Origin of the sequence: Yersinia sp. 2541 StPb PI (assembly GCF_052217145.1) — a bacterium.
Classification (GTDB): Bacteria; Pseudomonadota; Gammaproteobacteria; order Enterobacterales; family Enterobacteriaceae; genus Yersinia; species Yersinia enterocolitica_E.
Genome location: NZ_JAZGQB010000001.1, coordinates 402560 through 422779 on the forward strand (window position 1 = coordinate 402560; position 20220 = coordinate 422779).

Sequence of the window (20220 nt, forward strand, 5' to 3'; positions counted from 1 at the left end):
CTAATCCTCTTGGGAGTGTTTTAACGTAAACACATTAGAGAGAAGGATAAGGATTATGCCTCGTTATTTAACCGCCCTGATGTGCGGGCTGCCATTGCTGTTTACCGCCAGTTGTCTGGCACAGGTGAATATTGAAACTGCAAAATGCAGTGATACCGATTTTACTCAGGTTCTGTCTTGTTACAGAGAAAAGCTGGCCGCAGAGCCACTTATCTATAACTTGCTCAGTCAGGAAAACCTGCCGGGGTTGGAGTGGCGCCGTTACCAACTGACCTCGCAGAATTGGTCGCCGGAGAGCTTGGTCTCCCCTGCTGCATGGCAGCATGAAGTGGAGATCTTTATTCCCGAAAATAGCACGTCCACCAAGGCGCTGGTGGTCATCAATAATGGTACCAACTATGGTACTGAAACCATTCCTCCCTCCGGTCCTAGTGATTTTGCTATCGAGACCTTGCAAAATATTGCCCGCTCGACTGACACGGTGGTGATTGCCATTAGCACCATTCCCAATCAGTACCTTGAATATCAACAAGATGGGAATCCGCGTAAGGAAGATTATAGTGTTGCACGTAGTTGGACTTTATTTATAGATGCTCCAGAAGCCCGTTCAATATTACCGCTACATGTCCCGATGGTGGCGGCGATTTCTCAGGCGATGACCATGGCGCAACAAGCCTTGCCGGAAAAAGCCTTAGACAGTTTTATTGTCACTGGTTTATCCAAGCGTGGCTGGACTAGTTGGCTGACGGCAATTGCGGATTCACGTGTGGAGGCTATTGTGCCTTTTGTGATTGATCTGCTGGATACCCGCGCCGCATTGGAACATATGTATCAATCTTATGGTGGCAACTGGCCTATAGCCTTCACCCCCTACTATCAGGAAGAGATTGATAAGAAACTGAGTACCCCCGGCTTCGCCAAACTGATGCAGATTATGGATCCCCTACAGTACCTGACGAGCGAGTATCAACCCCGGCTCAGTATTGCGAAATACATTATTAATGCCAGTGGTGATGATTTCTACGTGCCTGATAATACGCATTTTTATTATGACAAATTACCCGGTGATAAAACGTTGCGGGTGGCACCTAACTCTAGTCACTCCGGTATTAAAGCATTTAGCGAACAGTCGTTGATCACCTTTGTTAACCGTTTACGGCAAGCCACACCGATGCCGCAGTTGAATACCACTCTGGTAATGAAAGATAAGGTGCAAACCGTCACGGTTAGTCTGTCAGAGACGCCAGAAAAGGTGCTGTTATGGACCGCAGCTAACCCCGATGCTCGCGATTTCCGCTATGCGTGCGATGTAAGATATAGCGCATTTCCGTTGGCTGTGGCCCCGGGTAATACCCTTGAAGTTGCACTTAGCACGCCAGCTACCGGTTGGCAGGCGACCTTTATCGAGGCCACATTCAATGATGGCTTCGTGGCAACCACGCCAGTTTATGTCTCGCCGCAGGAGAGTTATCCCACTACAGCCCCTCCTACCGGTGGGCCTGCATGCAAAACGTTGCCAGGGCGTGCGCTTATCACACCAGACGATGCGATAGATGATCCCGATGAAGCTGAAGCGCAGTTATAGCTCCGCGATATTGAGTGGATTTTAGCTAATAAAAAACCCGACATAGGCCGGGTTTTTATGACAGATCTTGTTGATGCTTAATACAGCGATGGCGCACCGGCTGGGCGGGTTTTAAAGCGGCGGTGTAGCCACAGATATTGCTCAGGTGCGCGCATGATCTCTTTTTCGATAACTTTGTTCATATAGCTGGCGGCCGCTATCTCATCATCAAGCGGATAGTCTTCTAATGCTGGCTGGATCAGCAAGTCATAGCCGCTACCATCTGTTTTACGCAGTAAAACCAATGGCAACAGTGCCGGTTTGGCTAGCCGGGCCAACATAAAAGTGCCACTGGTGGTCGCGGCCTGATTGACGGCGAACAGTGGTGCAAACACACTGCCACGTGGGCCGTAATCCTGATCCGGTGCAAACCACACAGCCTCACCTTTTTTCAATGCCTGCACCATGCCACGAAGATCTTTACGGTCCAGCATGGCCTTATTCGAGCGCATACGGCCCCAGGTCTGCACCAATTCCATCACTTTATTGTTATGCGGGCGGTACATCGCCATCATTGGCTGACATTGCCCCATTACGCGGCCGCCAAGTTCCAGCGACATAAAATGGACGCCAATCACCAGTACGCCGCGCTGTCCTTGCTGCGCTTTTTTCAGGTTATCCAGACCCGTCACGGTAAACCAGCGCTTAATGCGCGCATCGGGCCAAAACCAGGCCATGCCGGTTTCCAGCAACCCCATGCCTAAGGATTCAAAATTACCGACGATAGTCCGTTCAAGAGTCTGCTTATCCATATCAGGGAAACAAAGTTCCAGATTACGCCGGGCGATAGATACCCGCCGTTTCAGGAAGCGCATTGAGGTACGCCCCAACCAAATTCCTAACTTGTTTAACAGCGGGTAGGGGAGTTGGACTAACAGAAATAATACCCCCAGGCCAAACCAGGTCAGCCAGTAGCGCGGGTGGAGCAGTGAGATATGGAATTTCTGCGGCTTTATCATATGAACTCTATCGTTATGCGTTAAGTGCGGGTTTGTAACGCATATGGATGTAACTCGATAGCGATACATTTCTTCAGACACCGGTGGTCAACTATCGTTTTGGTGAATACGACAATTGACATAATTTTTACATTAAAAGCGGGGTCGCGTAGGGGATGGTCATGAAGGCAGGCTATCTATAAGCGATGGGGGCTTTCAGAGGATTATACCATATTCGCGATAAATGAAAGAAAAAGATCAACGCTAGATGTGCTGGCGGAATTATCGCGATATAAACTGCGTTACTGTTCGGCATATCGCAGAAAATGGTGCCTTAGAATCGAGGAAAAATAAGTCAACTGGCTGGAAAATGGGAGACTCATCTCAATTTCGATTAATTATTGTTACCGTTGTTCTATTTTTGGGTTATTGACGTGCCACAGAGGGAGTTATAAATTCAATTTGTGTTTTTAATGTTATTAATTTGATGTTTATTTGTGTTTATTATCTTTGTATTTGATCACATTTATTCTTTCTTATATTTAATTAACCAATTATTAACATAATAAATCATTAAATTTTACTTTTTTGGGCTTTCATCACAATTCACTCTGACTCGTCGCGCAGCCTATTGTGTTCCTTTGTTAATCTCATGTGTGTGAAAAGCAGTCACATGAAAATAAAACAGTCACGGTGTCACACTACGGGCTTCTCACCTCGCAACCAACCCGTTATCTGAAAGAAAACAAGAAGGTATTGCTATGAAACTTAATCTCGCATTACTGAATGCATGTGTCGTTTCCGCATGCATGCTGTTCACTACGCAAACGATGGCAGAGAAAAAATATGAAATTGCTGTTGTCGCGAAGGTTACCGGTATTCCTTGGTTTACCCGTATGGAAGTTGGCGTAAATGAAGCAGCAAAAAAACTGGATGTTAATGCTTATCAGGTTGGGCCTGCCACGCCAGACCCGGCGCAACAAGTTAAAGTCATTGAAGACCTTATTGCCAAAAATGTAGATGCCATCATTGTGGTGCCGAACGATGCCAAAGTGCTGGAACCAGTACTGAAAAAAGCGCAAGAGAAAGGCATTGTGGTGTTAACTCACGAATCTCCTGATCAACGTATCGGGCAGTGGGATGTTGAGACCATCGATAGTGAAAAATATGCTCAGGCCAACATGGACGAACTGGCGAAAGCCATGGGGGGCAAAGGGGGTTATGCGATTTATGTGGGTTCCCTGACTGTGCCATTGCATAACGCTTGGGCGGATTATGCTATCAAATACCAGAAAGAAAAATACCCCGATATGTTCGAAGTCACTCCACGCCTGCCAGTGGCTGAGAACATTGATAAGTCTTACTCCACCACTCTGGATCTGATGAAAACCTATCCGAAAATGAAAGGGATCATTGGTTTTGGTTCACTGGGGCCAATTGGTGCCGGTCAAGCAGTGGCTAAGAAACGCGCGAAAGATCAAATCGCGGTAGTGGGTATCGCTATGCCTGCACAGGCAGCGCCATACCTGATGCGTGGTGATATCAAAAAAGCCCTGTTGTGGGATCCAAAAGACGCCGGTTTTGCTGTGGTGCAGATTGCAGATCAATTACTGAAAGGCCAAAAAATCACGCCAGACTTGACCATCGAAGGCTTGGGTAAAGCCGATGTGGATAGCGAGAAAGGCGTGATCCGTTTCAACAAGATCCTTGAAGTCACTAAAGATAATGCGAAAACATTAGGTTTCTGATTTTCAGACGCCACACCAGGGAATTACCGGCTAACGAGCCGTGCTTGGCAGTAAATCAGGCAGCGGGAGAGCATCCCCGTTGCCCTCACCATCATCACCGAATTGCTGTAAAAATAGCGCCATGCTTATGGCGTTAGGGAAGGTATTGTCATGACTCAGGCCAACGCATTTATCACTCTTGAAAATATCAGTAAGCGATTCCCCGGCGTGCTGGCGCTGGATCAGGTGAATCTCACACTGAATAAAGGAGAAGTGCACTGTCTGGCAGGCCAGAACGGCTGCGGCAAGAGCACCATTATCAAAGTGATTTCAGGAGTTTATCAGCCAGAGAAAGGCGCAAGTATCCTGATAGACGGCAAGCTGTTCCATCAGTTTACGCCGCAACTCTCATTCTTCTATGGCGTGCAGGTGATATATCAAGACTTGTCGCTATTCCCTAATCTCACCGTTTCGGAAAATATTGCCGTCCACCGTTATCTACCAGGTGGTGATTTTTGGGTGAAGCGTAAAAGTATGCGTGAGCGTGCGTTAGCCGCCATGCAGCGAGTGGGTGTCACCCTTGATCCCGATAAAAAAGTTGAACAACTCTCTATTGCTGACCGCCAGTTAGTGGCGATTTGCCGCGCTATCGCTGCCGATGCCCGCTTGGTGATTATGGATGAACCTACTGCCTCGCTAACCAGTCAGGAAGTGAAAGGCTTGCTGGACGTGGTACGTGATCTCAAATCACAAGGTATCTGCGTGGTGTTTGTTAGCCACCGGCTGGATGAAGTGATGGAAGTGGCCGACAGAATCAGTGTCATGCGCGATGGCCAACTCATTGGTACCTGGCCGGCCAGCGAACTGGACAGCCATGAGCTGGCGTTCCTAATGACCGGCCAGCGCTTTACCTACAGCCAGTTACCGCCACTGGCGGCAGAAGCCACGCCGTTGCTGGAAATCAAAAAACTGAGTCGTGGCGAGCAGTTTCGTAACATCGATTTGACCCTACATCAGGGCGAAATTGTGTCGATCACCGGGTTACTGGGGGCGGGGCGTACTGAACTGTGTCTGAGCCTGTTTGGCATGACCCAACCCGATAGTGGCGAGGTGTGGGTCGCCGGTGAACAAGTGCATTTCCGTAACAACCGTGATGCGATCCGCCACGGGATCGGTTATGTCTCTGAAGATCGCCTGACACAGGGATTGATCATGGAGCAATCGATCTATGACAACACCATCGTGTCCGTTTTTGACAAATTACATACCCGCAGTGGGTTGTTGGATCATGCCAAAGCCGCAGCGCTGGTGAAAAAACTGGTGCAAGATCTGAACATCAAAGTGTCCGATACCGCCCTGCCGGTCAAAACGTTATCGGGCGGTAATGCGCAGCGCATCGCTATTGCTAAATGGGTAGCGACGCAACCGCGTATTTTGATCCTCGATTCTCCGACCGTCGGCGTAGATATCGCCAACAAAGAAGGGATTTACCATATTGCCAAAGCCTTGGCAGAGCAGGGGATGGCGGTATTGATGATTTGTGACGAGATCCCGGAGGCTTACTACAACAGTCACCGGATATTAGTGATGCGCAAAGGTGAACTGGTGGCCGAGTTTTACCCGCATCAGTGCACCGAACAACAGGTAGCCGAGGTGGTCAATGGATAAGCTAAAACTGCGGCAACTGACGGGGCGACATGAGTTTTATCTTGGGCTATTGGTATTACTGTTAGTCATCGGACTGAGTGTAAAAAGCCCGGAGTTCCTGACCTTAGGGAATCTGACCGATGTCGCCACCAGTTATGCCATTTTGGGTATTCTGGCCTGTGGCCTGTTTGTGGTGCTGATTGCCGGTGGTATTGATATCTCCTTTCCGGCGGTAACGGCTATTGCGCAATATGTCATGGCGTCGTGGGTGATTACCCATGGCGGCAGCTTCGCGCTAGCGTTTGTTCTGGCCATGTCAGTTGGTTTAGTGCTGGGGCTGATCAATGGGTTGCTGGTGTATTGGTTGAAAGTCCCAGCGATAATTATCACCATTGCCACACTGAATCTGTTCTATGGCCTGCTGGTTTATTTCACCAACGGTACCTGGTTGTACGGCTTCCCTGACTGGTTTATGACCGGGATTAACTGGTTCTCGTTTACCGGCAGTGACGGCTATGACTATGGCTTGACACTACCGCTGTTCTGCCTGGCGGCGACCATCATTTTCACCGGTGTATTGATGAACTACACCCGTCTTGGGCGGCAGATCTTTGCCATGGGCAGCAATAAGGATGCGGCTTCCCGCCTGGGCATTAATATTCTGCGTTTGCACCTCTACGTCTATGGCTACATGGGCATGCTGGCGGGGGTGGCGGCGGTGGTACAGGCGCAGATTTCCCAGTCAGTGGCACCTAACTCATTGATGGGGTTTGAGCTGACCGTGCTGGCCGCCGTGGTCTTGGGTGGCACCAGTATGACGGGGGGCCGTGGATCCCTCAGTGGCACCGTGCTCGGCGTGATGTTGCTGGCATTTTTGCAAAACGGTCTGACGCTGCTGAGTGTCTCCTCTTACTGGCATACGGTTTTCAGCGGCGCAATCATTTTGGTGAGTATCAGTACCACCGCATGGAATGAAAAACGCAAATTGCTGAGGGAGCACTGATATGACCTGGCTAAACCGAACTATTCCTAACGACCGCATTATCCGCCTGCAATTATTGATTCTGGTGGCAGTGATGTTGGCCTTCTCATTGACCTTGGGTCAACGCTTCTTCAGCTTGGGTAACTTCCAGTCTATTTCCTCGCAGTTGCCGATTTTAGGCATGCTGGCGCTGGGGATGGGGCTGACCATGCTGACCGGCGGTATTAACTTATCCATTATTGCCGGAGCGAACGCTTGCTCATTAGTCATGGCTGCCATCATTGTCAGCCACCCTGATCAGCCGCTGTTCCTGTTACTGGCATTAGTTGCTGGCTTGCTGGTGGCGGTGGTGATTGGTGCGTTGAATGGCTTACTGATTTCAGTGGTCGGGGTGTCGCCAATTCTGGCGACGTTGGGCACCATGACATTGATTACCGGCCTGAATATTTTATTGTCCAACGGTGACGTGATCTCTGATTTCCCACCGGTGATTCAATACATTGGCAGTGGTGATATCGCCGGTATTCCAGTCGCGATGATCTTGTTTTTACTGGTCTCCACTGGGCTGTGGGTGCTTTTGGAACACACGACCTTGGGGCGTAGCATCTATCTGGTCGGCTCCAATGAGCAGGCCACCCGTTTTAGTGGCGTGAATACCCATCGGGTACAGGTCGCGGTCTATATCCTGTCAGCCATATTAGGATGGGGGGCGGCTATCCTGATGATGGCGAAATTTAACTCGGCCAAAGCCGGTTACGGCGAATCCTATCTATTAGTCACCATTCTGGCATCGGTATTGGGTGGCATTAACCCGGATGGCGGCTTTGGTCGCATCATCGGCTTGATCCTGGCGCTGGTGGTACTGCAACTATTGGAAAGTGGCCTGAATTTGCTGGGGGTGAGTAGCTACCTGACCATGGCGTTATGGGGTGGGGTGCTGATCCTCTTTATCGCATTACAGAATCGTAAGGCTTAAGAATTGAGGGATACAACAATGGCAAGTTACTTTATCGGCGTAGATGTAGGGACCGGCAGCGCAAGGGCCGGAGTATTCGATTTGCAGGGCCGCATGGTCGGGCAGGCCAGCCGTGAAATTACCATGTTTAAGCCCAAGGCGGATTTTGTTGAGCAGTCTTCCGATAATATCTGGCAGGCGGTGTGTAATGCGGTACGAGATGCGGTGAATCAGGCTGATATCAACCCGATCCAAGTGAAAGGGCTGGGGTTCGATGCCACCTGTTCGCTGGTGGTGCTGGATAAAGAAGGCAACCCGTTGACCGTTAGCCCGTCGGGGCGCAGCGAACAGAATGTAATTGTCTGGATGGATCATCGTGCCATTACCCAGGCTGAAAGAATTAATGCCACCAAACATCCGGTATTGGAGTTTGTTGGCGGCGTGATTTCACCTGAAATGCAAACTCCAAAACTGCTGTGGTTGAAACAGCATATGCCAACCACGTGGAGCAATGTCGGTCATCTGTTTGATTTACCGGATTTTCTCACCTGGCGAGCGACCAAAGACGAAACCCGTTCGCTTTGTTCTACGGTGTGTAAATGGACTTATCTGGGCCATGAGGATCGCTGGGATCCGTCCTATTTTAAATTGGTCGGGCTGGCTGATTTGCTGGACAACAATGCGGCGAAAATCGGTGCTAGCGTTAAACCGATGGGCGAGCCGTTGGGCCGTGGACTTAGCCAACGGGCGGCATCAGAAATGGGATTGATCCCTGGTACTGCGGTCAGTGTTTCTATTATTGATGCCCATGCTGGCACTATTGGCATCCTCGGTGCCAGTGGTGTGACTGGCGAAAATGCCAATTTTGATCGGCGCATTGCGCTGATTGGTGGTACCTCAACGGCACATATGGCGATGTCACGTTCCGCGCATTTTATTGGCGGCATCTGGGGACCCTATTATTCGGCTATTCTACCGGAGTACTGGCTAAATGAGGGCGGACAGTCGGCGACGGGAGCATTAATTGACCATATTATTCAAACACATCCGTGTTACCCAGAGCTGTTGGCACAGGCCAAAAGCAAAGGTGAGACTATTTACGAGGCGCTAAATCATATTCTGCGCCAGCTTGCCGGTGAACCGGAGAATATCGCCTTCCTCACCAAAGATATTCACATTTTGCCGTACTTCCACGGTAATCGTTCACCGCGCGCGAATCCGAATCTGACGGGCATTATTACCGGCTTGAAGCTGTCTACCACCTTTGAAGATATGGCGTTACGCTATTTGGCGACCATTCAGGCGCTGGCGCTGGGAACGCGGCATATCATCGAAACCATGAATAAGAACGGCTATTGCATTGACACTATGATGGCCAGCGGCGGCGGAACTAAAAACCCGATCTTTGTACAAGAACACGCTAATGCGACGGGTTGTGCCATGCTACTGCCGGAAGAGAGTGAAGCCATGTTGCTCGGCAGCGCCATGATGGGCACGGTCGCAGCAGGTGTGTTTGAGTCGCTGCCGGAGGCGATGGCTGCCATGAGCCGCATTGGTAAAACGGTCACACCGCAAACTAACAAAATCAAAGCCTATTACGACCGTAAATACCGCGTGTTCCACCAGATGTATCACGACCATATGCGTTATCAGGAACTGATGCAGGAGGAAGGATGAGCCAGAGTGATGAATGGCAAATAGCCAGTGACGCATGGATGACTTATAGCCGCGAGTTGGCGGCGTTAAAGGATAATGTCGATCCGCAGGTGTGGTTGCAGGTGCTGGAGATGTTGGCTGGGTGCCGTGGCAAAATCGCGGTAACTGGGGTGGGCACATCAGGTATTGCCGCACGAAAGGTTGCTCATATGCTGGCTTGCGTAGAGCAACCGGCGATTTACCTGAATGCCACTGATGCAGCGCACGGCGATTTGGGTTTCCTCGGGTCACAGGACATCATCATTTTGATCTCTCGTGGCGGGAATTCCGATGAGCTGACCCGGTTGCTGCCAACGCTGCAACGCAAGCAAGTGCAGATTATCAGTGTAACGGAAAACGAGCAGTCGGCTATCGCGCAGGTATCTGCCTTGGTGCTGAAAACACATGTGAAGCAAGAGATAGACCCGCTGAATATGTTAGCAACCACATCTATTGTTCTGGTATTAGCCCTGTTCGATGCTATCTGTGCCTGCCTGATGGCACGCAGAGGTTTTACTAAACAGGCCCTACTGGCGGTGCACCCTGGTGGAGATGTGGGTATCGAATTACGTAAACAGCAGTAATTAACCGATAAAAAACACTGCGCCAGTGTCATCGCGCGGTGTTTTTTATTCTCAATATTTCAATGTATTACCAGAAACCCAGCACTTTCCACCAGGCGCTACCGATAATCAGCCAGATAGGGATAACCACCAGACTGATCAGGAAACCAATCTTCCACCAGGTCGCCAGTGGGATAAAGTTACAACCAAACAGGATAGGGGCCGGGCCGCCAGAGTAGTGGGTAGTTGCCATATACAGGTTACTGAACATACCAAATACCAATACTGTCAGCATTGGCGGAGCACCTGCTGCAATAGCAATGGAGACAAAAATGGCATACATGGCACTGATATGGGCGATGGCACTGGCCATCATATAGTGGCTGTAATAGTACGCCAGCAGCAGGATTCCCATCATTGGCACCCAGTTCATCCCCTGCACTGAACCGGCAATTGATGAGCCAAACCAGGTAATAAAACCCAGCTTATTCAGTTGGCTGGCGAGTGTTAGCAGTACCGCAAACCAAATCACCGTATGCCAGGCTTCTTTCTCGGCAATCACATCATCCCAGGTCAGCGCGCCACTCAGTAATAGAATTGCCAGTCCAATAAAGGCGGTCATGGTGGCATCAATATTCAGTGCTGCGCCACATACCCACAGCGTCACCAGCCCGACGAAGACCGATAATACAATCCATTCGTTGCGGCTCATTGGCCCCATTTCTTTCAATTTCACCATTGCCAAGGCGCGCATTTCCGGGGTTTTCTTTATTTCTGGCGGGTAGAAGCGATACAGCAACAACGGGATTACTGCCAAAGAGATTAAACCAGGGACGATGGCGGCCAATGCCCAACTGGTCCAGGTAATGGTAATCCCCATTTCACCGGCCAGTTTGCCAATCATTGGGTTGCCGGCCATTGAGGTCAGGAACATCGCACAGGTAATGGCATTACACTGGAAGATACATTGCACCAGAAATGCCCCGATTTTGCGCTCGGTACCGCGTTCTGGTGTCGATTCATAGGCTTCAGAAATTGAGCGAAACAGCGGCGTAATGATGCCACCACATCGGGCGGAGGTAGACGGCATCGCCGGTGCGAATAGCAAATCGGTTAGAACCAAACCATAAGCCAGACCTAGCGAGCTGTGGCCCAACTTACTGATAAACAGATAACCGACCCGGCGGCCAAAACCTGTTTTAATAAAGCCGCGTGAGATAAAGAAGGCGCAAGCGATCATCCAGATTGTCGGATCAGCAAAACCGGCTAACACTTCTTTGATACTCAGCAAGCCTGTAGCCGCAACGACTGTCAGGCTGAATATCGCCATTGCGCCTAACGGATATGGCGACAAGATCAGGCCGATAACCGTCGCTGCAAAAACCGCCATGAGGTGCCAGGCGCGCGGGTCTACCGATTCCGGGACGGGGCTAAACCAGATACCTATCCCAATAAATAGGATAAGTAACATCCTTCCTATACGTGTTTTGAATATCGACATGATTATTTACCCTGATGCTATTTTATGTGCAGTGTTAATCATCGCCAGTGAAAAAAGCGGTAATAATGAGATGATTAAGGTGATGGTTATATGAAATAACTGTATAGATAAAATAACGTAGTCATTTTGATCAAAGTCATTCTTATATTGTTCGGGATGGGGATGCGTAGCGGGAGATATATATTATTCTGGCGAGAACAATTCAGACGGAATTTAGCGGTTACTCTACTTTATTAATTATCCTATGCGGGATTTTATCTGTTAAAACAACGTGATTTTGCATTAATAGACGAGAAGGTAAAGCCAGGGTCAATCTGAGTAGAGGAACGTCGGACAGATTAAATCTATTGGTAAAGATTAATGCATAAACGTTGCTTATTGGATTTATTACTTTTTGCCTACTGACAATTGAATATTATTCTGAGTGTAGCTCTATTTTTGGCAACAAAAAACCCCGCACCAAGGCGGGTTCTTTTTATTCAGAATAACGTAACTGCTCAGAGCTATCACCTTCATCTATCGTACGTTATTCCAATAGTTTTGGTATCTATTATTGGCTGTTACAGCGCAATAACATTTACCGCTGCTGGGCCTTTAGCGCCGTTCTCAATAGAGAACTCCACGTTTTGGCCTTCATCTAAGGTTTTAAAATCATTACTCTGGATGGCAGAGAAGTGAACGAACACATCTTTGCTACCATCAGCAGGAGAGATAAAACCAAAACCTTTATCAGCGTTAAACCATTTTACTAAACCAGTCATTTTATTAGACATAGAGATACTTCCTTCAATTATTTTTGATTACCGCCATAGGCGAACGGATAGGCTTGGGTACAACTTATGGGGCACTTAGAAGGAATTTCGCGAAGAAGAGGTATCTGTCTGATAACGCTAATACGGAGAACTGCTTTACTAAAACTGCTTGCATAAATGTTACTGTCAACCGGGTACTGCTTATTACTTTATTTGGAGAGCGGGTTACACTGCTCGGGTCTGGCCGTCATCGCTATCGGCAACCTGCTCCCCTAATCACGCTGTATTACAGAGCGACTACGTTTACCGCTGATGGGCCTTTAGCGCCGTTCTCAATAGAGAACTCAACTTTTTGACCTTCATCTAACGTTTTGAAATCATTGCTCTGGATGGCAGAGAAGTGTACGAACACATCTTTGCTACCATCAGCAGGGGTGATGAAACCAAAACCTTTACCAGCGTCAAACCATTTTACTAAACCAGTCATTTTATTAGACATAGGGATACTTCCTTCAATTATTTTTTGCCACAATAGTGCGGCGAACGTGGTCTGTTTTTCAGCGGATTACTTATTTGGGCACTTAGGAGGAGACTCACGGAGAAGGGATATCTATGGATAACGCTTGAACTGAGGACTGCTTTACTAAAACTGCTTTCATAAGGTCTGTGTTCCAAACCGATGAGGCTATTTAACCACAACACATTCCTCGTGGCAACACAATATTTGACTATCATAATCAGTATCAATGGTTTTTTCATCTGGAATGGGGTGCGACGTAATGCCTTTTATGTTACTAAACAGCCTATTACACCGATAAAAGTTGTTGCTAAATTGTGGGGTAATATTTTGTGTTAATGCGCTCATAGCCGGAGGGGGATCCCCCCGGCTGGTTAATTTAGCGGGGAGAAACTGTTACTGTGCCGCTACGGTCACTGGCAATCATGACGCGTTGACCTGCACTGAAACGCGTTGGCCCTTGTGCCTGTACGACGACGATACTGCTGCCATCATCTCGGCGAATTTCCAGTTGTACACCTTCACTACGGTTCATGGCGCTTTGCACGCCTTGACCTGCCATACCACCGGCTACCGCACCACCTGCCGTTGCCAGGCTATTACCACGGCCACCACCTATAGTGTTACCCAAGAAGCCCCCGACTACAGCACCGCCAATGGCACCGGCCACATTATTTTCACTGCCGCCCTGAATGGTGACTGGCCGTGCAGAGATAACGGTGCCGTAGGTTACGGTCTGTACTTGTCGTGCCTGAGAGGCGGTGAAAGTATCACCAGACGCAGTTCTGTTGTTGGCACATCCACTTAATACTGTCGCTGTAAGTGCTACGGCAATGACCAGCTTATTCATAATCAAACCCCTATTATCGGTACAAATCAGACTTCGTCAGCAATACCCTTCCTACTTGACGTTGCAGCAGTGTTAGCTGTTTTCACTCTGAACCTTGGTCAGCTCAACGAGATTCGCTTGTTACCTTACTGTAACGGCAATTACTTTGAGTATAGATAATTGTTAACAATGACTATAGCGTGAGAACTCTTAATCTGAGGAGATAAATATGATAGCAGTGTACATATAGGCGGATTCTCGCCTTATTTTCATGTTACCGTCATGCTAAACATAGTCATTTATCGACTCAGGAAGGCTGTCTTGCTACGCTCTATTCTTGCCGCCAAAATTTTCCGCCTCGACTTAGGTCGACTAATCCTTATTCTAGCTGTAATGAGCGCTTTTGTGACGCTAGCGAACAGTTTCTATGCCAGTTATCGGGTACAGCGGCAGCTACTGATTGATAACACACTCGAAGCCAATCGTGTCTATGCGACTAAACTGGCATCCAGTACGGATATTTTCCTGAGAAGCGCGCAAAAGCAACTGCATTACAGCAGTATGATTGTCGCCAAGAATTTTGATGATCATGAGGCGCTGCAAGCGGAAACCGCACGGCTAAAATACCAAACCGATAGTTTTAACTCGGTGGTAATAACGGATGCGCATGGTGTTATCCGCGCAACATCCCCGGACAATCTCCAGTTATTAGGTCACGTATTGACATCACCAGGGTCAGTGGAGGCGTTAAAACTACGTCGCCCGGTAATTAGTAAGCCTTATGTATCGGCAGCAAATAATCTGGTTATCAATATCTCGACCCCCATCTTTACGCCGGATGGACGTTATCGCGGTTATATCGGCGGTACTATTTACCTGCGCAAGCAAAGTATTTTAAATGAGCTATTGGGTGAGCATTATTATCGTGATGGCTCCTATATCGTGGTGCTCGACAGCGATCGGCGCATCCTTTATCACCAAGATACCAGCCGTATCGGGGAAATACTTGAACCTAAACCCATCACGGAAGCGATAAAAACCTCCACTAACGGCAGCTTGATGGTTACCAGTACTAGCGGCGAATCAATGCTAGCGGGCTATGCCATTGTCGAACCCTCCGGTTGGGAAATCATTACCTTGCGGCCCGAAGCGTCAACGTTGAAGCCACTGGAAGGTTTAATGCTAAAAGGGCTTGGTCATATCACGCCATTGGCGCTACTCACTTTGCTGGGTGTTTGGCTGTTATCCCGGTTAATTGCCCGCCCGCTGTGGTTGCTCGCCGGCAGTGCCAACCATATGGATAAGCCCGATATTGCCAGCAGCATCAAGGAAATTCCTTCCTGGTATTTCGAATCGACCCAACTCAAACGGGCGCTATTGATTGGCATCAGTTTGTTGCAAAAGAAAATCGGTAAATTGAAGTTTGAGGCACAAACTGATCCCATGACTGGCCTGTTTAACCGGCGTGGATTGGCCATCACCCTCGAGCCTATCTCACAGCTTGGGCAGCATTTTTCGGTTATTGCACTGGATATTGACCACTTTAAGTCGATTAATGACGCTTACGGCCACGACGTTGGTGATGAGGTTATTAAGCAATTGGCAGTCCAAATCCGCGATAGCTCCCGTGACACGGATATCTTGTGTCGTAGCGGAGGGGAGGAGTTCCTGATGTTGCTGCCGGGTACTACGTTGGATGTGGCCACACAGGTCGCCAACCGGCTGCGTCAAAATGTAGAAAGGATGGTGATATCGGACATTCATCCTATTACGATTTCGCTAGGCGTGGCGTACTGGAATGGCGAGGGTATGCTGGAAGATTCGCTCAAACTGGCGGATGAAGCCCTATATCGAGCGAAACAGCAAGGGCGCAATCGGGTAGAGATTGCGTAATAAAAAAGGCGCGCTCCGTGTGGAGTACGCCTTTTTAAACAACAAGTTAACTGACTAGTATCAGTTCATGCCGTATTTTTTCAATTTCTTACGTAGCGTGCCACGGTTGATGCCCATCATCAGGGCAGCGCGGGTTTGGTTGCCACGGGTGTATTGCATCACCATGTCCAACAATGGCTGTTCAACTTCAGCCAGTACCAACTCATACAGGTCACTCACATCCTGACCATTCAGTTGAGCAAAATAGTTCTTCAGTGCTTGTTTAACCGAGTCACGCAAAGGCTTTTGAGTCACCTGATCTTGTGAATTTACGGTTGCAACGGTCAGTACGTCAGAATTTACGCGTTGTTCGAACATAGTTCTGTCAGCTCTTTTTTCTGTTTACGCAAGATTTTCGAAATATGCCTCCAACGCCTCCAGCTGTTCGCTGGCATCCTCAATGGCGTTGAATGTGCGCCGAAACTGGTCGTTAGGGGCGTGCTCCTGGAGATACCAAGAGACGTGCTTACGTGCAATACGAAATCCCTTGCCTGGACCATAAAAGTCGTGCAATTCCCGTATATGCCCGTTTAACAAGCGCTGCACTTCGCCAAGTGGCATCGGTGGCAGCAGCTCCCCAGTGTCCAGATAATGCTGGATTTCCCGGAAGATCCAAGGTCTTCCCTGAGCGGCACGTCCTATCATCAGAGCATCAGCCCCAGTGTAGTCGAGCACCGCTCTGGCTTTATGCGGGTCAGTGATGTCGCCATTCGCGATAACGGGAATGGAAACAATCTGCTTAACTGCCCGAATGCTGTCGTATTCCGCCTCACCATTAAACAGGCAAGAACGGGTTCGGCCATGAATCGTCAGGGCTTGTATACCACAATTTTCGGCCAGTTGGGCAATTTCTATACAATTACGGTGTTCGGTCGACCAACCCGTCCTGATCTTCAGCGTTACTGGCGCATCTACCGCATTAACCACCGCGGAGAGGATTTGTTTAACCAAATCAGGATGTTGCAATAATGCAGAACCTGCCAGCTTGCGATTCACTTTCTTGGCCGGACATCCCATATTGATATCGATGATTTGTGCACCATTAGCCACATTGATTCTGGCTGCTGCTGCCATCTCATCCGGGTCGTTACCGGCAATTTGCACGGTACGAATCCCAGGCTCATCGCTATGAACCATACGCAAACGTGACTTATCCGTCCGCCAGACCTCGGGATTCGAGGAGAGCATTTCAGATACCGTCATCCCAGCCCCCATGCCATGACATAGCGCTCTGAAGGGGCGGTCTGTTATACCAGCCATCGGGGCGGCAATCAGGCAATTTGCAAGCTGGAAGTGTCCAATACGCATAGACAAAGAATGACCACACTGTGTCCGTAAGGGCGCGTATATTACGCATTTTTGCGCCCAGATGAAAGGCCAAACTTTGACCAATTGATGAAAAAAGAGCGATAAAATACCCGCCAAGCTGTGCTAATTAATAATTTATTCATATATAACATGGTGTTAACTAAAATTGATTAATTTGTGCGCTTCAGGATTTTCTCCTAAACATCACAATTATCGACTAGTTATGCTACATCTGTCTGGTCGAAAGTGCTGATTTATTCATCAAATCAATGATAAAGCACAGATGGAAATGAGTCAGACCTCCCATTTTGATTAAAAAGAGAGTGTGGTGGATTGCCAGAAATGCTAACTCAGCAAGGGATGTGATGGCCCCTGCTAAGGTTTAACAGCCCTGGCAGGGGAGTCGGTTTTTGCGCGTTTACTGCTTGATACCGGTAATACGGCACCACTCTTCTTTCTCTGCCACTGGGTCGAGGGTGAACTTATCCTCGTAAGCCTGTGCGACGCCCACAGCCTGGGTCGCCAGTACCCCAGACAGACCCAAATGACCGCCGGTTACCGGTAGTACACTAATCAGTGGCGCCAGTTCGCGCAAGGGGCCTGCCAGAATATTGGCGACCACCACATCAGCAGATAAGTCTGCTGGCTGGTCTTTGGCGAGATACAGCTCCAGACGCTCTGAAACGCCGTTACGCTGTGCGTTATCACGACTGGCCTGAATGGCCTGCGGATCGATATCGATGCCAATAGCGCGCGTTGCACCGAGTTTTAGCGCTGCAATTGCCAGGATGCCAGAGCCACAACCGAAGTCGATAACAGTTTTACCGTCCAGGCTGAGGCCATCGAGCCATTGCAGACACAATGCGGTGGTTGGATGGGTACCGGTACCAAATGCCAAACCGGGGTCCAGCATCACGTTGACCGCGGTTGGGTCCGGCACATCACGCCAGCTCGGGCAGATCCACAGGCGCTCACCGAAACGCATCGGATGGAAATTATCCATCCATTCACGTTCCCAATCCTTATCTTCCAACTGCTCAATCTTATGGATAAAGCCTTTACCGAGTTGCGGGTTGTATTCCAGCATGGCGATCACTGCGGCCATCTCCGTTTCAGCATCATACAGGCCAATCACATCAGTATCGCCCCACAGTCGAGTTTCGCCTGGTAGCGGCTCAAACACCGGATTATCGTGGGTATCCTGAAACGTAACTGACACCGCGCCACTTTCAATCAATGCGTCCCCAAGGGATTCGGCCTGATTGCCGGTGGTGTTTAATTTTAGTTGAATCCAAGGCATGACTTTTCTCTCAAAAGCTCAATCCCCTTCATCTTTCAAGTCGCAGGGGGGTTGGCTGTGCTCACGCCACCCGAATCACTTGACTGTGTAAGCTCATCGGGATGCCCTCGCTTGCCGCCTTCCTGCATCTTGAAATCTATTGGGTATATAATTGAGCTGATATAAATTAATCGTTTCTAATCAGCGCTAACTACCACGGGCTGCCGCGCTCTAGCCCTGTCGCCAAACTGATTACCGATATAAAACGCCAGCAGATTAAGCACCAGTGACGGCACTATCGGGTGTAGGCCGGCTATCTTAATATTGAAACTGGCCAATACCGTATAGCATACCGCACCGACAATCATAGAGCTAAGGGCTCCGTGAGCATTGGCGCGCTCCCAGTACAGCCCCAGCACCAATGGCCAGAGGAATACCGCTTCCAGACCACCAAAGGCCAACAGATTCAGCCAGATAATCATTTCTGGCGGCCGCCAGGCAGCAAGTAACAGTAACAGTCCCAGAATAAGCGTCGATAAGCTGGAAATACGCGCCAACTTGCGTTCATTCTTCAACTCTTCTGGCCACAGATTGAGATATAAATCTTTCACGATGGTTGCAGAAGATTGCAGCAACTGGGCATTGATGGTCGACATAATCGCCGCCATGGGTGCCGCCAGAAAGATCCCGGCAGCAAAGGGCGGCAACACGGTGATCATCAGTGTCGGGATCACCTGATCGGGGATCTTCAGGTCCGGCAGGATAGCCCGGCCCAATGCGCCAGCCAAATGCATGCCGAACATCAGGATGGCGACCACAATGGTGCCGATGATAATGCCACGATGTACCGCTTTGCTATCACGATACGAAATACAGCGCACGGCAGTATGTGGCAGGCCAATCACGCCAAAGCACACCAGGATCCAGAACGAGGCCATAAACGGCAAATCAAGGATCTTGTCACCACCTTGCGGTGAAACTAGCGCTGGATCAATATGTTGTAGTGTATCGACAGCTTTATGCAACCCGCCTGCGGCATGGATCACTGCAACCAATAGCAAAATAGTGCCGATCAACATCACCAGCCCTTGCAAGGCATCGTTCAATACACTGGCGCGGAAACCACCAAAAGAGGTATATAACGCGATACTGATACCAAATATTAATAAGCCGGTATCGTAAGGAATGCCTGCCGCAGTTTCCAGTAAACGTGCACCACCAATAAATTGCACGGTCATGGCACCGACAAACGCCACCAACAAACTGATACTGGCCAGCCACACCAGCAATCGGCTCTGATAGCGGGCATACAGCATATCGTTGAGGGTTACAGCGTTATAGCGGCGCGCCAGAATGGCAAACTTCTTGCCCAGAACACCCAGCGACAGCCAGACCGCAGGTAACTGGATCATCGCCAATAACACCCAGCCAAGGCCATACTTATAGGCAGCACCCGGCCCGCCAATAAATGAACTGGCACTGATATAAGTGGCGGTCAGGGTCATTGCCAGTACGAATCCTCCCATCGAGCGATTGCCGATAAAGTATTCGTTTAGAAAACTTCCGGTTTTTTGGCGGGTATAGGCATAAATTGATAAGCCAAATACCATTGCCAGATAGCCCACTAATGGCAGGACAACATCAGTTTGCATTCTCATCCTCCAACGGAATATCGCGGAAGACGAAACGCACCATCAGAGCGCACAACACAATAAACACCAGTGGCAGCGCAATACAGGCGGCTTCAAACCAAGCCGGGAGGCCAGTCATGCCGGGGATATTACCGGGTAAATACGCAGTCAATATCCAGCCAGCCAGATAAGCCAATGTTAAACCAAAGGCCCAGCGCGCTTCTTTGTGGGCTTGTATGAATCTTGTTTCCATTGTTCTCCCCATACCCTTTGTACTTGGCGCGACAGCGTTGTTAGCCGCTCTCACCCACCCGAATCACTGACGTGAGTCAGCTCATCG

Annotated in this window: 18 protein-coding genes; 8 read left to right on the forward strand and 10 right to left on the reverse strand. The window is 49.2% G+C overall.

The features are described from left to right. The first annotated feature begins 55 nt into the window (after positions 1 to 55). Complete coding sequence (locus V1953_RS01720; RefSeq protein ID WP_442850585.1) at positions 56 to 1585, forward strand: PhoPQ-activated pathogenicity-related family protein; 1530 nt, start codon at positions 56 to 58, stop codon at positions 1583 to 1585. Positions 1586 to 1662: 77 nt separating this feature from the next. Here V1953_RS01720 and lpxP read toward each other — a convergent pair whose 3' ends face one another. After that, positions 1663 to 2583, reverse strand: a complete 921-nt coding sequence (lpxP, locus tag V1953_RS01725; RefSeq protein ID WP_083162159.1) for a kdo(2)-lipid IV(A) palmitoleoyltransferase — start codon at positions 2581 to 2583, stop codon at positions 1663 to 1665. Positions 2584 to 3323: 740 nt separating this feature from the next. Here lpxP and V1953_RS01730 point away from each other — a divergent pair. The 6 genes from V1953_RS01730 (at position 3324) to V1953_RS01755 (ending at position 10152) form a co-directional block, all read left to right on the forward strand. Continuing rightward, entirely contained in the window at positions 3324 to 4310 is a 987-nt protein-coding gene (locus V1953_RS01730) for an autoinducer 2 ABC transporter substrate-binding protein (protein ID WP_005191421.1), read from the forward strand. Positions 4311 to 4460: 150 nt separating this feature from the next. Continuing rightward, on the forward strand, positions 4461 to 5957 hold the full coding sequence (locus V1953_RS01735; protein ID WP_050073816.1) for a sugar ABC transporter ATP-binding protein: 1497 nt from the start codon (positions 4461 to 4463) through the stop codon (positions 5955 to 5957). After that, complete coding sequence (locus V1953_RS01740; RefSeq protein ID WP_032907665.1) at positions 5950 to 6939, forward strand: ABC transporter permease; 990 nt, start codon at positions 5950 to 5952, stop codon at positions 6937 to 6939. Before V1953_RS01735 ends, V1953_RS01740 begins: the two co-directional genes overlap by 8 nt. Before the next feature lies 1 nt (position 6940). Continuing rightward, a complete protein-coding gene (locus tag V1953_RS01745) occupies positions 6941 to 7894 on the forward strand; it encodes an ABC transporter permease (RefSeq protein WP_442850586.1) in 954 nt (317 codons plus the stop codon). 18 nt (positions 7895 to 7912) lie between these two features. Further along, complete coding sequence (locus V1953_RS01750; protein ID WP_083162163.1) at positions 7913 to 9550, forward strand: FGGY-family carbohydrate kinase; 1638 nt, start codon at positions 7913 to 7915, stop codon at positions 9548 to 9550. Next, positions 9547 to 10152: a KpsF/GutQ family sugar-phosphate isomerase gene (locus tag V1953_RS01755; RefSeq protein WP_083162165.1), complete on the forward strand. Its 606-nt coding sequence runs from the start codon at positions 9547 to 9549 to the stop codon at positions 10150 to 10152. The genes V1953_RS01750 and V1953_RS01755 overlap by 4 nt, the downstream gene beginning before the upstream one ends. 67 nt (positions 10153 to 10219) lie before the next feature. On the opposite strand, the gene V1953_RS01760 is transcribed toward V1953_RS01755, so the two are convergent. The 4 genes from V1953_RS01760 to V1953_RS01775 all read right to left on the reverse strand — a co-directional run bounded on the left by V1953_RS01760 (position 10220) and on the right by V1953_RS01775 (position 13751). Further along, positions 10220 to 11632: an anion permease gene (locus V1953_RS01760; protein ID WP_042568990.1), complete on the reverse strand. Its 1413-nt coding sequence runs from the start codon at positions 11630 to 11632 to the stop codon at positions 10220 to 10222. Between the two features lie 560 nt (positions 11633 to 12192). Beyond that, positions 12193 to 12405 (reverse strand): transcription antiterminator/RNA stability regulator CspE, encoded by a 213-nt coding sequence (gene cspE / locus V1953_RS01765; protein ID WP_083162167.1) that lies wholly within the window; start codon positions 12403 to 12405, stop codon positions 12193 to 12195. A gap of 265 nt (positions 12406 to 12670) precedes the next feature. Next, the gene (gene cspE / locus V1953_RS01770; protein ID WP_005163090.1) at positions 12671 to 12883 is read right to left on the reverse strand and encodes a transcription antiterminator/RNA stability regulator CspE; all 213 of its coding nucleotides are present in this window, start codon (positions 12881 to 12883) and stop codon (positions 12671 to 12673) included. 397 nt (positions 12884 to 13280) lie between these two features. After that, the gene (locus tag V1953_RS01775) at positions 13281 to 13751 is read right to left on the reverse strand and encodes a glycine zipper 2TM domain-containing protein (protein WP_083162175.1); all 471 of its coding nucleotides are present in this window, start codon (positions 13749 to 13751) and stop codon (positions 13281 to 13283) included. Between the two features lie 312 nt (positions 13752 to 14063). On the opposite strand from V1953_RS01775, the gene V1953_RS01780 reads away from it, so the two are divergent. Then, entirely contained in the window at positions 14064 to 15623 is a 1560-nt protein-coding gene (locus tag V1953_RS01780) for a sensor domain-containing diguanylate cyclase (RefSeq protein WP_083164029.1), read from the forward strand. A gap of 60 nt (positions 15624 to 15683) precedes the next feature. On the opposite strand, the gene fis is transcribed toward V1953_RS01780, so the two are convergent. The 5 genes from fis to V1953_RS01805 all read right to left on the reverse strand — a co-directional run bounded on the left by fis (position 15684) and on the right by V1953_RS01805 (position 20133). Continuing rightward, entirely contained in the window at positions 15684 to 15980 is a 297-nt protein-coding gene (gene fis / locus V1953_RS01785; protein ID WP_002210061.1) for a DNA-binding transcriptional regulator Fis, read from the reverse strand. 24 nt (positions 15981 to 16004) lie between these two features. Then, positions 16005 to 16970, reverse strand: a complete 966-nt coding sequence (gene dusB / locus V1953_RS01790; RefSeq protein ID WP_442850587.1) for a tRNA dihydrouridine synthase DusB — start codon at positions 16968 to 16970, stop codon at positions 16005 to 16007. Between the two features lie 418 nt (positions 16971 to 17388). Then, complete coding sequence (gene prmA, locus V1953_RS01795) at positions 17389 to 18270, reverse strand: 50S ribosomal protein L11 methyltransferase (protein WP_083162179.1); 882 nt, start codon at positions 18268 to 18270, stop codon at positions 17389 to 17391. A gap of 176 nt (positions 18271 to 18446) precedes the next feature. Then, a complete protein-coding gene (panF, locus tag V1953_RS01800) occupies positions 18447 to 19901 on the reverse strand; it encodes a sodium/pantothenate symporter (RefSeq protein ID WP_372560387.1) in 1455 nt (484 codons plus the stop codon). Beyond that, entirely contained in the window at positions 19891 to 20133 is a 243-nt protein-coding gene (locus V1953_RS01805) for a YhdT family protein (protein WP_083162184.1), read from the reverse strand. Before V1953_RS01805 ends, panF begins: the two co-directional genes overlap by 11 nt. Positions 20134 to 20220: the final 87 nt, after the last annotated feature.